The organism is Kineococcus xinjiangensis, from assembly GCF_002934625.1.
Classification (GTDB): Bacteria; Actinomycetota; Actinomycetes; order Actinomycetales; family Kineococcaceae; genus Kineococcus_A; species Kineococcus_A xinjiangensis.
On the sequence record NZ_PTJD01000013.1, the window covers coordinates 40,445 to 54,803 of the forward strand.

Sequence of the window (14,359 nt, forward strand, 5' to 3'; positions counted from 1 at the left end):
GCGTGCGGGAGTTCTGGGCGGAGTCGGCGTGGCTGCCGTCGGGGGTGGCGCGCGACGTCCTGCTGCGCAGCACCGGCGGCGTCCTCACCGAGGTCCTGCCGGGAACTCCGCCGACCCCCGCGGCGCAGCGCCTGCCCGGCCTCGTGCTGCCCGCGGCGGCGAACGCGCACAGCCACGCCTTCCACCGCGCCCTGCGGGGTCGCACCCACGCCGGGGAGCAGGCGGGGGGCTCGTTCTGGACGTGGCGGGAGGCGATGTACGCGGCGGCCGGCGCGCTGGACCCGCAGCGCTACGAGCGGCTCGCGACGGCGGTGTTCGCCGAGATGGTCCTCGCGGGCTTCTCCAGCGTGGGCGAGTTCCACTACGTCCACCACCGCCCCGACGGTTCCCCGCACCCGCGTTCCGAGGGGGGCACGAACGCGATGGCGCACGCCCTGCGCTCGGCGGCGCGCTCCGCCGGCATCCGGCTGACCCTCCTCGACGTCTGCTACCTCACCGGCGGCCTCACCGAGGACGGGTTCTCCGCTCCGTCGCGGCGGCAGCGCAGGTTCACCGACGCCTCCGCGGCGGCGTGGGCGGAGCGGGTGGCCGGCCTGCGCGCGGAGCTGCCCGGGGACGACGGGTTCCGGACGGGGGTCGCGGTGCACTCGGTGCGCGCGGTTCCGGCGGAGGCGCTGCCGGTGGTGGTGGCGGCCGCCGCGGGGCGGCCCCTGCACGTCCACCTCTCCGAGCAGCCGGCGGAGAACTCCGCCTGCCTCGCGCACTACGGCCGCACGCCGACGCGGGTGCTGGCCGATGCGGGGGTGCTGGGGCCCACCACCACGGCCGTGCACGCCACCCACCTCACCGACGCCGACGTCGACCTGCTCGGTGCGACCCGCACGGCCATCTGCCTGTGCCCGACGACGGAACGGGACCTCGCCGACGGCCTCGGGCCGGGGCGCCGCCTCGCCGACGCCGGCAGCCCCCTGTGCGTCGGCACCGACCAGCACGCCGTCGTCGACCCCTTCGAGGAGGCCCGCGGGGTGGAGCTGCACGAACGGCTCGCCACGCACCGGCGCGGCAGCTTCACCCCGGCGGAACTGCTCACCGCCATGACGTCCGCCGGGCACGCGGCGATCGGCTGGCCGGAGGCGGGGCGCATCGCGGCCGGCGCGGCCTGCGACCTCGTCGCCGTCGCCACGGGTTCCCCGCGCACCGCGGGGGCCCTGCCGGAGCAGGTGCTCCTCGCCGCCACCGCCGCGGACGTGCACACCGTCGTCGTCGCCGGCCGGGTGCTGGTGGAGGGTGGGCGCCACGTCCTCGGCGACGTCGGCGGCCTGCTCGCCGGGGCGATCACCGACCTGCACGCGAACGCCCGGGAGGCCACGCGATGAGTTCCCTGCTGCTCACCGGGATCGGCGAGCTCACCACCCTCGACCCCGCCCACGGCGCCCGGACCCGCGGAGAGGACCTCGGCGTCCTGCACGACGCCGCGCTCCTCGTCGACGGCGGTCGCGTGGCCTGGACGGGGCCCGCCGCGGCGGCACCCGCCGCGGACTCCCGGCGCGACCTCGGCGGTGCCGCCGTGGTGCCCGGGTTCGTCGACAGCCACGCCCACCTCGTCTTCGCCGGTGACCGGTCGGCGGAGTTCGCCAGCCGGATGCGCGGGCAGCGCTACGAGGCCGGCGGGATCCGCTCCACGGTGGCCGCGACCCGTGCCGCCACCGACGACGTGCTGCGCGCTCGCCTGGACGGGTTCCTGCGGGAGGTGCACGCCCAGGGCACCACGACGGTGGAGGTGAAGTCCGGCTACGGGCTCACCGTCGCCGACGAGGCCCGCGCCCTGCGCATCGCCGCGGAGCGCACCCCGGAGACGACGTTCCTCGGCGCGCACGTGGTCCCGGCGGAGTTCGCCGACGACCCCGCCGGCTACGTGGACCTGGTGACGGGCGAGATGCTGCGCGCCTGCGCCCCGCACGCCCGCTGGATCGACGTGTTCTGCGAGCGCGGTGCGTTCGACGGCGATGCGAGCCGCGCGATCCTCACCGCGGGCCGCGACGCCGGCCTCGGCCTGCGCGTGCACGGCAACCAGCTCGGTCCCGGCCCGGGGGTGCGGCTGGCGTGCGAACTGGGCGCTGCGAGCGTCGACCACTGCACGCACCTCGACGACGCCGACGTCGAGGCGCTGGCGGGGAGTTCGACGGTGGCGACGCTGCTGCCGGGGGTGGAGTTCTCCACCCGCTCGCCCTATCCGCCGGCCCGGCGCCTGCTGGACGCGGGGGTGGAGGTCGCGGTGGCCAGCGACTGCAACCCCGGTTCCTGCTTCACCTCGTCGATCCCGTTCTGCCTGGCGTTGGCGGTGCGGGAGATGCGGATGTCGCCGGCGGAGGCGCTGCGGGCGGTGACGTGGGGCGGGGCGCGGGCGCTGCGCCGCGACGACGTCGGGCACCTGGCGGTGGGCGCGCGGGCCGACCTCGTCGTCCTCGCCGCGCCCAGCCACCTGCACCTCAGCTACCGTCCGGGCGTTCCGCTGGTGGCCGGCACCTACCTGGGTGGGGAGCTCCTGCGCCGGTGAGGCGACCGGGCGGTCCCGGCTGCGGGAACGGGCCGGTGACGCTTCACCGGCCCGTTCCCTCCGATGCCCGTCCGGGTGGTCCGGTGGGCGTGCCGCGGATCAGGAGGAGCAGGTGTTGAGCATCGTCTGCAGGGCGGTCTTCTCCGAGGACTGCAGTCGCAGGCTCCAGTGGTGCTTGGTGGCGATCCACATCTTGGCGTAGGTGCAGTGGTAGGAGGTGCGCGAGGGCCGCCACGTCGAGGGGTCCTGGTCGCCCTTCGCCTGGTTGACGTCGTCGGTGACCGCGATGAGCTGGGGACGCGTGAGGTCGTTGGCGAAGCTCTGTCGGCGGCTCGTCGTCCAACTGCTGGCCCCGGAGCGCCACGCCTCCGCGAGGGGGACGATGTGGTCGATGTCCACGTCGCTCGCGGCGTTCCAGGTGGCGCCGTCGTAGGGGCTGTACCAGGTTCCCGACGTCGCGGAGCAGTAGCTGTTCGTGCTGACGCGGCTGCCGTCGCGCTTGAGGACGGTTTCTCGGGTGTTGCACGTCCCGGAGATCGTCACCCAGTGCGGGAACAGGTCGCGGGAGTAGCCGCTGGAGGAACCCTCGTTCCCGACGGTCAGCGCGTTCAACTGCGACTGGGCGGTCGCCTTGGAGGGGATCCCCGTGGGCTCCGCGCCCGCCGGCTGTGCCAGCGCGACGAGTGCGGTCACGGCGGCCATGGCGCCCGCCAGCAGGTTCCGGCGATGACAGCGGGTGGGGCGAGGGGTGGTTGCGGCGCGCGACACGGGTAGGCCTCCTGGCGGCGGGGTGGGGAGGCGTTGACCGTTCCATGCATGATCGACGCCCGCATGGACAGGAAGTGACCAGTATTGGACTGTGTGTGAACAGCGTGTCGTGCGTCGCGGCGGCCCCGTCACCTCATGCGCGTTCGCCCGGCAACGGGTCCACGTGCGCGCCGGTCAGCCGTTCCGGTCTCGCGGGGGTTGGCGCGGGCGGGGTGTCACCCGTTCCGCAGCGCGCCGAGCAGCCGGTCCAGCGCGGCCGTGGTGTCCGTCAGGTCCTGCGGGTTCCCTGATCCCGCCAGCCACAGGGCGGCTTCGTTCATCGCACCCGACAGCAGGCGGGTCAGGGGGGCGATCGGCTGCGGTGCGATGACGCCCGCGTCCACCAGTGCGGTGAGGGCCCCGGCGAGGTGACGGCCGGAGGCCGCCTCGTCCGCGGCGCGCCACTCCTGCCATCCGAGCACGGCCGGGCCGTCGACCAGCATGACCTGCCGGACGTCGGCGCTGACGCTCGCCGCGAGGAAGGCGTGGCAGCCGTCGACGAGCTGCGTCCAGGCGTCCTCCGACGCGCCGGCGGCTGCGACGACGGCATCGGCGACGTCGTGCTGCACCTGCTCCAGGACGGCGCGGAAGAGGCTGACCTTGCCGTCGAAGTGGTGGTACAGGGCGCCTTTGGTGACGCCCGCGGCGGCGACGACGTCCGAGAGGCTCACGTCGGCGTAGCCGCGGGCCGCGAAGAGGTCGCGCGCCTCGCGGAGGAGGGCCTGCCGAGTCTGTGCCTTCTGCTGCGCCCTGATGGTTCCCAACCACGTCCTCCCTCGTTGACGTACCCGCGGTATGTGGATACGGTCGATCGACATACCCACGGTACGTCGAAGAGGGATCATGCCACTCACGAGCTTCTACCCCGTCCTCTGCACGGCACGGCTGCGCGAGTCCCGCGACTTCTACGTCGACCTCCTCGGCTTCGAGGTGACGTTCGAGGCGGACTGGTACGTCAGCCTGCGCCGCCGCGCCGAACCGGCGTACGAACTGGCGCTGCTCGACGCCGAGCACCCCACCCTCCCGAGTGCCCACCGCGCTCCGGTGCAGGGCCTGCTGCTCAACCTCGAGGTCGACGACGTCGACGCGCAGTGGCACCGGCTCGTCGTGGACGAGGGCCTGCCGCCGGTGCTCGACCTGCGCAGCGAACCCTTCGGGCAGAGGCACTTCATCGTCGCAGACCCCAACGGCGTGCTGATCGACGTGATCACGCCCATCCCCGCCGCCGAGGAGTTCCGCGACCTGTACGTCAGCCCGTGACCCGTCCTCGGTGGAAGGCCGAGTCCCCACCGCCGGTGGTCGACGGCCCTGGCGACCCCGGCGGTGGACCCCGCGTCAGGCGCGGACCGCGACCCGGCCCGTCGCAGCGGCCGCGACCGAGCGGGCGAAGCGGTCCAGCGCCCCGGCAGGAGCGTGGCGCAGGAAGAGCGACGGTTCGCTGACCTCGAGCTCCAGCACCAGCGGCTCGCCGTCCGCGCCCGGCACCAGGTCCACGCGCGCGTAGGTCAGCTGATGCGCCCCTCCGGGGACAGCCTCCAGCGCAGCGCGTGCCACCGCGAGCTGCGCCGTGGTCGGCGTCGTCACGGTGATGCGATCCTGCACGTCGTCGCCCATCGCGGGCGTGCCCACCCCCGGACCCGTGAGCAGCGGCGCCTTGCGCACCACGTGCGAGAACTCGCCGCCCAGGAACAGGACCGCGGTCTCCCCGGCCGCGTCGATGCCGCTCTGGTACGGCTGCACCATCACCGTCCGGCCGCGCCCGTGCAGGTGCCGGGCCAGTTCGGTGGCCCCCGCATCCCCCACCGCGAAGCGGCCGGTGTCCGTCGCCCCCGCGCTCACGGCGGGTTTCACCACCACCTCCCCGGCGCCGGCGGGAACCCGGAAGGCGAACGGGGCCTCCGCCTCCAGGAACAGCGTCGGCACCACCGGGACCCCCGCGCGCTCCAGGTCGAGGACGTAGTGCTTGTCGGTGTTCCACTCCAGGACGTCGGCGGGGTTCGAGGTCGCGGCGACGCTCCGCGCCCACGCCAGGAACTCGTCGCGGCGCCCGGTGTAGTCCCACGTGCTCCGGACGAGGACGAGGTCGTACTCCGACCAGTCGGCGTCGGGGGCGTCCCACACGCGGACGTCCGCGGCGACACCTGCACGGGCGAGGGCCGCGAGCAGCTCGGGGCCGTCGGAGTCCAGGTGCGGCACGGCAGCCGATGTGGCGACGGCGACGCGAGGCGGTGCGGGCGGGGTGGAGCTGGACGTGACGGACATCGGGCGGGCCTCCGGGACGACGACGGGACAGCGCGCAGCGGCTGCAGGCACACTGTCCGGTTCCCGAGCGCCGTCCGGTCAGGCCACTGCCCCCCGGATGCCGCAGACCACTTCGAGGAGGATCCGTGCGACCCGTCGCGGAGCTGGACCTGCCCCTGCAGCTCCACCGGGACGAGCCCACTCCGCTGCACGCCCAGCTCGCCGCCGGTCTGCGCACCGCCGCGGCGACGGGCCTGCTCCCCGCCGGCGTCCGGCTCCCGCCCTCCAGGCTGCTCGCCGCCCGGCTCGGTGTCGCCCGCAGCACGGTCGTCGCCGCGTACGAGGAGCTGGCGGGGGAGGGGCTGGTCGAGGCACGTCACGGCTCGGGCACGTTCGTCGGGTCCCTCCCGCCGGCCGGCCGGCGACCGGCGGAAGGGCGAGCCGCGGCGGGCCCATCCTCCACCGGCGAGGACCTCGTGGACCTGCGACCGGGGCGGCCCAGCACCGCACGGCTGACCGACGCCGCGTGGATGCGCGCGTGGCGGGTCGCCGCCCGCAGGGTGCGCACGGCAGAGCCCCCCGCGGCGGGGCTGGCGGAACTGCGCCAGGCCATCGCCATCCACCTGGGCGCGGCCCGCGGGCTGCAGGTCGCGGCCGACGACGTGCTGGTCACCGCGGGAACGGTCGAAGCCCTTTCGCTCGTCGCCCACGCTCTCGATCTGACCGGCCGGGTGGTGGCCATGGAGGAACCCGGGTTCAGCACGGGCCGCCGTGCGCTCACCCGCCTGGGCTGCGACGTCCTCCCCGTTCCCGTCGACGCCGACGGCTTGTGCGTCGACCTGCTGCCGCGCGAGGGCCGCACGCCCGCCGCGGTCTTCACCACTCCCAGCCACCAGTACCCCTTGGGGGCGCGGATGTCCGTCGAGCGGCGACTGGCGCTGCTGGCGTGGGCCGAGGCGGTCGGTGCGGTGGTCGTCGAGGACGATTACGACAGCGAGTTCCGCTTCGACGTCGCTCCGCTGCCGGCGCTGGCGGGCCTCGACCGGGCCGGGCGCGTCGTGCACGTCGGCACGTTCTCGAAGGTGCTGACGCCGTGGCTGCGCGCGGGCTACGTCGCAGTCCCCCCGCGCCTCGCCGGCGCGTTCTCCGCGGTCCGCCACGACCTGGGCTGCCCGGTCGGAGGCGTCGAGCAGGAGGCGCTGGCGGAGTACCTGTCCTCAGGGGCGCTGCGACGGCACATCGCCCGTTCCCGGCGCGACTACGCCCACCGGCGTGCCCACCTCGCGCGCTCGCTCGAACGCCATGCGGGCACCCTCGGGCTCGGGGGGATCGACGCCGGTCTGCACGCCGTCGTCACCCTGCCGACGGGGACGGATCCAGCGGCGGTGGTGAGGCAGCTCCGGCGCAACGGGTTCCTGGTGGAGGACGTAGCCGACGCCTGCGTCGACCCGGCGCCGGACCGCGTTCCCGCCGTGATCCTCGGCTACGCCGAGGCGACCCTCGCCGAGCTCGACAGGGCCGTCGAACTGCTGGCCGAGGCCGCGGTCGCCGGCCGCACCTGAGGGACCCCCCGGTGCGGCCGGCGACCGTCCGACGTCAGTGCTTGTGGTTCTTCATGTCCAGCGCGCCGCACGCCACGGGGAGCTCCGCCTCCAGCGGTGCGCCGAGGGCGGTGACGGGCGTGGCGTCGTACTGGCCGTCGTCGTCGAGGTCCTCACCGTGGATGACGATGTGGAGGTCGCCCAGCTCCTCGCGCACGTCCTCGGGGATCTCGAGGGTGCGGCTGTAGTTCAGGACGCCCGCCGAGTTCGCCACGGGCGCGCGGTCCAGGGCCAGCGCGTCGGCCGGGGTGGTGCCGCCGCGGGTGGTGAAGGAGACGTTGATCGGACCGTAGGAGGGCAGGCCGTCGACGGTCTCGATGAGCTTGTCGTTCACGCCGCCGACGCGGGCCTCGGGGCCGGGGCACTCGTTCTTGGCGTCCAGCTCGCCGTGGATGTGCATCACGTGGGGCAGGTTCGGGCTGAGGCCCTTCGCGTGGACCGTGGCGGTCACGGTGTTGCCGCGCGCCACGAGCTGGGCGCGGCCCTGGACGTTGGAGCCGCTGTCGGCGGACGGGTCGTGCGGGACGGGAGCGAGGTGGGCGCGGAACCGGTCGACATCGTGCCCGCTGCCCCCGGTCGCGGCGGCCGGCGAGGCCAGCAGCGCGGCGGCGAGGAAGGGGGCGGTCAGGGCCAGGGTGCGGATGGGCTTGGACATCTCGTTCTCCTCAGGGGGGTCGAGGAACGGCGCCGTTGCGTCGCCTCCTGTCCCCCTTTCGGAGCCGTCGCCCGCCCGGATGGGTGCCCGCCCCGCGGTCTCGGTTGATCACCCCCGGGGCGGGCAGTCCACGGAGTGCACCTCGTCGCTGAGCAGCCACTGCTGGCCGGTGGCGTCCCTGGCCGAGACCCGCCAGGTGACGCACCCGTCGGGAGCGTCGACGAGGACCGGCCCGGCGTTGACGCGGTACTCGTGCCAGTCGTGGTCGCACTGGCCCCGGTCGTTGCACAGGCTGATCGCCAGGTAGGACCGGACGTTGTGGAAGTCGCTGCCCTGCGCCTTCTCGAGCATCGCGCAGGACCGCCCGCGCTCGTCGACGTAGACGCGCGTGGTGGCCACGACGCGCTCACCGGCCCGATGGTCCCGGGTGCCCTCGGACAGGGGGCTGCCCTCGCAGCCCCCCGGGTCGCGGACGCTGCGGAGGATCGGCCGGCCGGCCGGGTCGATGTCGGGGGAGGCGGCCAGTGCTGCGGCGACGAGCGGGTTCGCGGGCATCTGCGACGCCGTGGTGGAGGGAGCGCTGGGCGCCGCCCCGTCCGGGCCGCGGGCGGGGGTGGCGTCGTCGCGGTCGGCCCACGTGGTGACGGCCACGGCCGCGACGGCCGCGGTCAGGGCGGCTCCGAGGACCACCGCGGTGCGGTGGCGGGCCCGTCCGGTCGGCTCCCCGCCGACGGACCCGGGAGCGACGCCCGGGTCACCGCCTCCCGGGCCGGTGCCGCTCCCGGCGGCGGGCGGGCTCGGGGCGGTCATGCCGGCGGCGGTCATGGCGGCGCGCAGCCGCCGGGCGAAGTCACCGGCGTCGCGCGGACGGTCGCCGCGGCGCTCGGAGGCGGCGCGGGCGTGCACCAGGTGGTCGATGGCGTGCGGGGCGTCGTCGCCGAGGACGCGGCTGATCGTGACGGCTGCGGCGTAGACGTCGGTGCGCGGGTCCGGCACCTGCCCGGGATCGCCGTCCGCCAGCAACTCCGGCGCCAGGTACCCGTCGGTGCCTGCGCGGTGCTCGCGGGTGACCTCGTCGACCGGCATGGCGATCCCCAGGTCGCACAGCGCGCCGCGGCCCCCCCGCACGAGGAGGTTGCTGGGTTTGACGTCGCGGTGGACGAGGCCGCGGGCGTGCATCGCGGCCAGGCCGTCGAGCAGGTCCAGCGCCAGGACGAGACCCTCGCGCAGCGGCGGGAGCCGCCCCTCGTGGCGCTCCCGGTGCTGCCGGAGGTGCTGGTCCAGCGCGACCCCGTGCGGGCGCGTGGCGATCCACGGGTGCGCCTCGTCGGGGCTGGAGGCCCACAGCCAGTCCACGACGTTCGGGTGGGAGGACAGCTCCCGGTGCCACCGGCACTCGTTGCGGAAGCGCCTGCGCTGGTACTCGCCGCTCAGCGGCCGGCGCCACACCTTCAGCGCGACGTCCTCGCCGGTCGCGCTGTGCCGGGCCAGCCACACCACGGCGCTGCCGCCGCTGCCGAGCAGTCCCTGCACCTCGAAACCGGGGGGCGCCTCGGGGGCGGCGGTGCCGGGCCCGGGGAGGAGGTCCCCGCTCACCGCCCGCCCCCCTCGACGGCACCCCAGGCGTCGGCCGCGGCGCCCAGGTCGCGGACGTCGTCGCGGCCGATGCGGCCGCGGTCGACGAGGAGGAGCGCGACGGGGACGTAGGAGGCCTGCCCCTCGCGGGCGTAGGAGGTCAGCAGGTCCGGCACCTGGGCGCGGTAGTGGTCGCAGAGCTGCTCCACCTTGCGGCGGGCGTGTCGGCGGCTGATGTCCAGGGTGGCGGCGACCTCGTCGTAGCTGGCCGGTGCGCCGCCGTCCAGGACGACCGGTGCGCACAGGGCGGCGGCCACCGCCGCCAGGTCCTGCGGGGGCGGTTCGACGCTCGTGGTCGAGCCCTCGCCCGGTGCGACCCCCTCGAAGCCCGACGACCCGGCGCCCCCACCTGCCGCGGCGGCGAGGGTCCGGACGCCGATGTGCCAGGAACCGGTGGAGGGGGCGGCGACGACGGCCTCCGGGCCCGGGACCGAGCACGCCCGGCCCCTCGTGCCCTCCTCGCGCGGTGGGAGCGTCTGCGGTGCGCCGGTGGGCGCGGTCACCGTCAGCTCGTGGCTGCCCGAGACGTTGCGCACCCACATCTCCCCCTCGGCGCACCACAGCTCCCCGGCGACCCGGGAGAGGCTGATGCCGCGCAGCTCCTCCCACACCGTGATCTGACACTGCTCGTCGTCGCGCCCGAACCTGGCCCAGCCGCCCTCGGCGAAGAAGAACACCTCGTCGCCGTACGAGACGGTGAACAGCGCTCCGGCGGGGGGGAACCGCGGATCGTCGGCCGCCGACACGGGGTCACCCGCTGCCGGTGGACGCGCGGGCGTAGCACGCCCGGGCCGTTCCGGTGGGGGGCAGGGGCTGCCCTTGTCCGGCCCCACCGTGCTGACGAACTCTTGCGACATCGCACCGACCCCGTCGTCGAAGAGGAGCACAACGACCCCGCAGCCTAGGGGGCGCGCTCCGATCCGCCGCCGAGCGGTGCGCCCCGACCGCGCCGGACGCACCCGTCCCGCCGCCCACCACCCGGCGGCGCCCCACCCCCCCCCGGAGACCGAGCATGACCCTGCCGCGCCGTTCCTTCCTCGGGCTGGTCACCACCAGTCCGGTCCTCGCGCTGCCCCCGCAGGCGGCGGGGGCCCGAGCACCGGCCGTCCCGGCCCAGCAGGCGGGGACGGCCGTCGTCGACATGGAGGCCGTCGTCAAGGCCGCCCAGTGGGACCCGGCCAAGAGCGGCACGGGAACCGTCGTCGGTGCCGGACCGAGCGTCCGGCTCGTCGAGGCCGCCCTGCGCGACCGCGGCCTGCTCGAACCCGGCTACGTCAACGGCCACTTCGGCACCCGGACCCTCGCCGCCTACGCGACGTGGCAGGAGCGGCTCGGCTTCACCGGTCTCGCCGCGACCGGGCTGCCGGGGAGGGCGTCGCTGGCGAGGCTGGGCGAGGGCCGGTTCACGCTGAGCCGCGTCATCTCACCGGGCACCAGGACCACGCACCAGGGGTTTCCGGTCGGCACCCGGACCCTCGCCATGCTCCGGGCCGCGCAGTCCCGCTGCGGCCTGACGTTCACCGTCGAGCAGGGCTCCTACTCCCCGGCGATCGACCCGACGTCGGCGGGAACCCACGACGGCGGTGGTGCCCTCGACCTGGACGCGGAGCGGATCCCCGCGGCCCGGCGCGGCGCGGCCGTGACGGCGCTGCGGGAGGTGGGGTTCGCGGCGTGGTTGCGCACCCCGGCGCAGGGGAACTGGCCCCTGCACATCCACGCCGTCGCGATCAGCGACACGGACCTGTCGACCCCCGCCCAGAAGCAGGTCGGCGCCTACTACGAGGGACGCGACGGCCTGGCCAACGCCCAGCCGGACGACGGGCCGCGCGTACCGAGGACCACCTACGAGGAGTACCTGCGCCGCTAGGGCGCCGGCTCTCCGCCCCCACCACCGGGCCTCGTGCCCGTCCCCGTGCACGGACGACGCTGCCGTGCCACCACTCCCGCAACCCCGCGGACCATCGAAGGAGAAACCATGAAGCTCGCCCGCACCGCCCGCGCCCTCATCGCCGCGACCGGACTCACGGCCACCGCCGTGATCGGCCTGGCCGCACCGGCCCAGGCCGCCGGCCGCGACGGCCGCTGCGACACCGGTGAGTTCTGCCTGTACTACAACAGCAACCACGCCGGGTCGGTCTCCGACTTCGCCGGTTCCATCGCCGACTACGGCGCCACCCAGCCTGAGTGCTACGAGTTCAAGGGCGCGGGCAACGGGCAGGGCAAGTGCGTGAAGAACAACGCCACCTCCGCCTGGAACCGCACCTCCGGACCGGTGACCGTCTACTTCAACAGCGGCCACAGCGGCGCCGGCCAGGCGATCGGCTCCGGCGGCAAGGTCAACCTGAACGACACGCTGAAGAACGAGAACGCCTCCCACAAGTTCGGGACCAGCAGCACCGGCAACGCGAACATGTCCCACTCGCTGTACAACCTCAGCGGCGGCAGCATCACGGCCGGATTCGACGGCTACCGGAACGTGTCCGGCCGACACGAGGGCATCGACATCGCCCGGGGGGTCGGTTCCCCGGTCCGCGCCCTCATCGGCGGCCAGGTCATCAACATCGTCCGCGGCTCGACCGGCAGCGGCGGGCTCTCCACCATCGCCGTCTACAACGCCAAGTTCGACAAGACGGTCATCTACCTGCACACGGAGCCGATCGCGGGCCTGTCCGTGGGACAGAGCATCAGCCGCGACCAGAAGATCGCCGTCGAGTCCTGGCGGGGTGTCTCCTCCAGCAGCGCCGCCCACACCCACGTCGAGATGCGGCCGGGCCGCCGGACCCATGCCGCCAAGAGCGTCGACGACTACAACCTCGAGAACCCGAATCCGACCTCGTTCTGGAACGCGCGCGGCTACAACGTCCGCTGAGTCGTCCGTCGCCGCCGCGCCGCGGGAGCCCCCGGTTCCCGCGGCGCGGCGGGGTCCGCCGGGATGCGGGTGCGGTCGCCCGGGGCGACCGCACCCGCATTCCTGCGCTCCCCGCGTCCGGGGTGACCTCAGGTGCCGCAGAACGTCCGGTAGGCGCCGAAGTCCGGCGGGGCGGGGGTGGCGTAGCGCTCCAGGCCGGGGCGCTCCTCGTAGGGGGCGCTCACGGCCTCCACCAGCCGCTCCAAGGGGGCCAGGTCGCCGCCGGTCGCAGCGGTGAGGGCTTCCTCGACGAGGTGGTTGCGCGGGATGTAGACGGGGTTCACCCGGTCCATGGCGTCCCCGTCGGGGCCAAGGGCGCGCCAGCGCGCCACCCAGCCGTCGAAGCCCTCCCGGTCGAGGAAGAGGTCGCGGGCGGGGTGGACGTTGCCGCGGGCCGCGGCGGCGAGCGCCCGGTAGAAGGACGTGTGGTCGACATGGTCCGCGCGCAGCAGGGCGAGCAGGTCCTCGGCCAGCGGCGGGACGAGCGCGGGGTCGAGGTCACCGGGCAGGCCGAGCTTGTCGCGCATGCCGGTCGCCCAGGCCGTCTCGAAGAGACCGCGGAACCCGTGCAGGGCCTCGGTCGCGAGGGCCACCGCCTGCTCCTGCTCCTCGGAGAAGAGGGGCAGCATCGCCTCGGCGAGGCGGGCGAGGTTCCACTCCGCCAGCAGCGGCTGGTTGCCGTAGGCGTAGCGCCCGTCCTGGTCGATCGAGCTGAACACCGTGGCCGGGTCGAACGCCTCCAGGAACGCGCAGGGCCCGTAGTCGATGGTCTCCCCGGAGATCGTCATGTTGTCGGTGTTCATGACGCCGTGGACGAAGCCCACGAGCATCCACCGGGCCACCAGGGAGGCCTGGGCGGCCACCACCGCGTCGAACAGCGCCAGGTGCGGGTTCTCCGCCTCCGCAGCGGCCGGGTGGTGCCTGCTGATCGCGTGGTCGGCGAGGCGGCGCAGGAGGTCGGGGTCACCGGTGAGGCGGGCGTACTGGAAGGTCCCGACGCGCAGGTGGCTGCCGGCGACGCGGGCGAGCACCGCGCCGGGCAGCGGGGTCTCGCGGTGCACGGTGCGCCCCGTCGCCACCACGGCGAGGGAGCGGGTCGTGGGGATGCCGAGGGCGTGCATCGCGCGGGCGACGACGTACTCGCGCAGCATCGGCCCGACCGCGGCGAGGCCGTCACCGCCGCGCGCGAACGGCGTGCGCCCGGAACCCTTGAGGTGGAGGTCGCGCAGGCGCCCGTCGCGGCCCCGGAGCTCCCCGAGCAGCAGGGCCCGCCCGTCGCCGAGCTGCGGGACGAACCTGCCGAACTGGTGCCCGGCGTAGGCCTGCGCCACCGGGGTGGCGGTGCTGGGGACGTCGGTGCCGAGCAGCAGTCCCACGCCCTCGGGGCTGCGCAACCAGGCGGGGTCGAGGCCCAGCTCCGCGGCCAGCGCCTCGTCGAGCGCGAGCAGCCGCGGCTCGGGTGCCTCCGCGGCCTGCCAGGGGACCGCCAACTCCGGCAGCTCGCGGGCGAAGCGGTTGTCGAGGGCGATGGTGGGCTGGGGTGCGACGCTCACCCCTTCGAGGGTAGACGCGGACGCGCGGACCGGCCCCTCGTCAGCGCGGGCGCTGCGGTCGGGCGGTCGTCAGCGCTGGCGCTGCCAGAGGACGGCGGCGGACACCCAGAAGACGATCTGCGCCAGCCCGGCCCAGGTGAGCAGGGTCATTCCGATCATGAGGACGACCGGCCCGGTGGCGCTGCCGTGCTCCTCGCCCGTCATCAGCGCGCCGACGAGAGCGGTCAGAGCGCCGCCCAGGAGGCCGAGGCCAGCCCAGTGCTTCAGCGACCCCAGGTAGGGGTTCCCCAGGGGGTTGTCGTCCTCGGTGACCTCGTCGTGCTCGGCGGTGATCTCGCTCATGGGGGCCAGCATGACGCCCCCGCGCGTCCGGCGGGGCCGAACGCCCCGGTCGCCGGAGGG

Annotated in this window: 14 protein-coding genes; 6 read left to right on the top strand and 8 right to left on the bottom strand. The window is 74.9% G+C overall.

Annotated elements, in window-relative coordinates; translation table 11 throughout:
- Positions 1-2 precede the first annotated feature (2 nt).
- Complete coding sequence (locus CLV92_RS16285) at positions 3-1,376, top strand: formimidoylglutamate deiminase (protein ID WP_104434438.1); 1,374 nt, start codon at positions 3-5, stop codon at positions 1,374-1,376.
- Positions 1,373-2,557, top strand: coding sequence for an imidazolonepropionase (gene hutI, locus CLV92_RS16290; protein WP_104434440.1), 1,185 nt, complete (start codon positions 1,373-1,375; stop codon positions 2,555-2,557). The genes CLV92_RS16285 and hutI overlap by 4 nt, the downstream gene beginning before the upstream one ends.
- Before the next feature lie 99 nt (positions 2,558-2,656).
- Here the strand turns inward: hutI and CLV92_RS16295 are convergent, their stop codons facing one another.
- Together CLV92_RS16295 and CLV92_RS16300 are read right to left on the bottom strand one after the other, a co-directional pair.
- Positions 2,657-3,259 (bottom strand): GmrSD restriction endonuclease domain-containing protein, encoded by a 603-nt coding sequence (locus tag CLV92_RS16295; protein ID WP_104434442.1) that lies wholly within the window; start codon positions 3,257-3,259, stop codon positions 2,657-2,659.
- Between the two features lie 281 nt (positions 3,260-3,540).
- Positions 3,541-4,128, bottom strand: coding sequence for a TetR/AcrR family transcriptional regulator (locus CLV92_RS16300; protein ID WP_211291194.1), 588 nt, complete (start codon positions 4,126-4,128; stop codon positions 3,541-3,543).
- Positions 4,129-4,207: 79 nt separating this feature from the next.
- Between CLV92_RS16300 and CLV92_RS16305 the strand changes: the two genes are divergently transcribed.
- A complete protein-coding gene (locus CLV92_RS16305) occupies positions 4,208-4,624 on the top strand; it encodes a VOC family protein (protein ID WP_104434446.1) in 417 nt (138 codons plus the stop codon).
- A 75-nt stretch (positions 4,625-4,699) separates the two neighbouring features.
- On the opposite strand, the gene CLV92_RS16310 is transcribed toward CLV92_RS16305, so the two are convergent.
- Positions 4,700-5,626, bottom strand: a complete 927-nt coding sequence (locus CLV92_RS16310) for an ATP-grasp domain-containing protein (RefSeq protein WP_104434448.1) — start codon at positions 5,624-5,626, stop codon at positions 4,700-4,702.
- A 125-nt stretch (positions 5,627-5,751) separates the two neighbouring features.
- Between CLV92_RS16310 and pdxR the strand changes: the two genes are divergently transcribed.
- Positions 5,752-7,167 (top strand): MocR-like pyridoxine biosynthesis transcription factor PdxR, encoded by a 1,416-nt coding sequence (gene pdxR / locus CLV92_RS16315; RefSeq protein WP_104434450.1) that lies wholly within the window; start codon positions 5,752-5,754, stop codon positions 7,165-7,167.
- Between the two features lie 34 nt (positions 7,168-7,201).
- Here the strand turns inward: pdxR and CLV92_RS16320 are convergent, their stop codons facing one another.
- The 3 genes from CLV92_RS16320 to CLV92_RS21570 all read right to left on the bottom strand — a co-directional run bounded on the left by CLV92_RS16320 (position 7,202) and on the right by CLV92_RS21570 (position 10,242).
- Positions 7,202-7,861, bottom strand: a complete 660-nt coding sequence (locus CLV92_RS16320; protein ID WP_104434452.1) for a hypothetical protein — start codon at positions 7,859-7,861, stop codon at positions 7,202-7,204.
- Between the two features lie 108 nt (positions 7,862-7,969).
- On the bottom strand, positions 7,970-9,457 hold the full coding sequence (locus CLV92_RS16325) for a protein kinase domain-containing protein (protein ID WP_158257288.1): 1,488 nt from the start codon (positions 9,455-9,457) through the stop codon (positions 7,970-7,972).
- Positions 9,454-10,242, bottom strand: coding sequence for a hypothetical protein (locus CLV92_RS21570; RefSeq protein WP_158257289.1), 789 nt, complete (start codon positions 10,240-10,242; stop codon positions 9,454-9,456). The genes CLV92_RS16325 and CLV92_RS21570 overlap by 4 nt, the downstream gene beginning before the upstream one ends.
- Positions 10,243-10,508: 266 nt before the next feature.
- On the opposite strand from CLV92_RS21570, the gene CLV92_RS16330 reads away from it, so the two are divergent.
- Both CLV92_RS16330 and CLV92_RS16335 read left to right on the top strand, forming a co-directional pair.
- Positions 10,509-11,363, top strand: coding sequence for a hypothetical protein (locus tag CLV92_RS16330; protein ID WP_211291195.1), 855 nt, complete (start codon positions 10,509-10,511; stop codon positions 11,361-11,363).
- Positions 11,364-11,471: 108 nt separating this feature from the next.
- Positions 11,472-12,365, top strand: a complete 894-nt coding sequence (locus tag CLV92_RS16335; protein ID WP_104434455.1) for a peptidase inhibitor family I36 protein — start codon at positions 11,472-11,474, stop codon at positions 12,363-12,365.
- A 128-nt stretch (positions 12,366-12,493) separates the two neighbouring features.
- Here CLV92_RS16335 and CLV92_RS16340 read toward each other — a convergent pair whose 3' ends face one another.
- Positions 12,494-13,957, bottom strand: a complete 1,464-nt coding sequence (locus tag CLV92_RS16340; protein WP_104434457.1) for a protein adenylyltransferase SelO — start codon at positions 13,955-13,957, stop codon at positions 12,494-12,496.
- A gap of 69 nt (positions 13,958-14,026) precedes the next feature.
- Positions 14,027-14,299 carry a hypothetical protein gene (locus tag CLV92_RS16345; protein WP_146099596.1) on the bottom strand — a complete coding sequence of 91 codons (273 nt, stop codon included), beginning with the start codon at positions 14,297-14,299 and terminating at the stop codon, positions 14,027-14,029.
- Between the last annotated feature and the right edge of the window lie 60 nt (positions 14,300-14,359).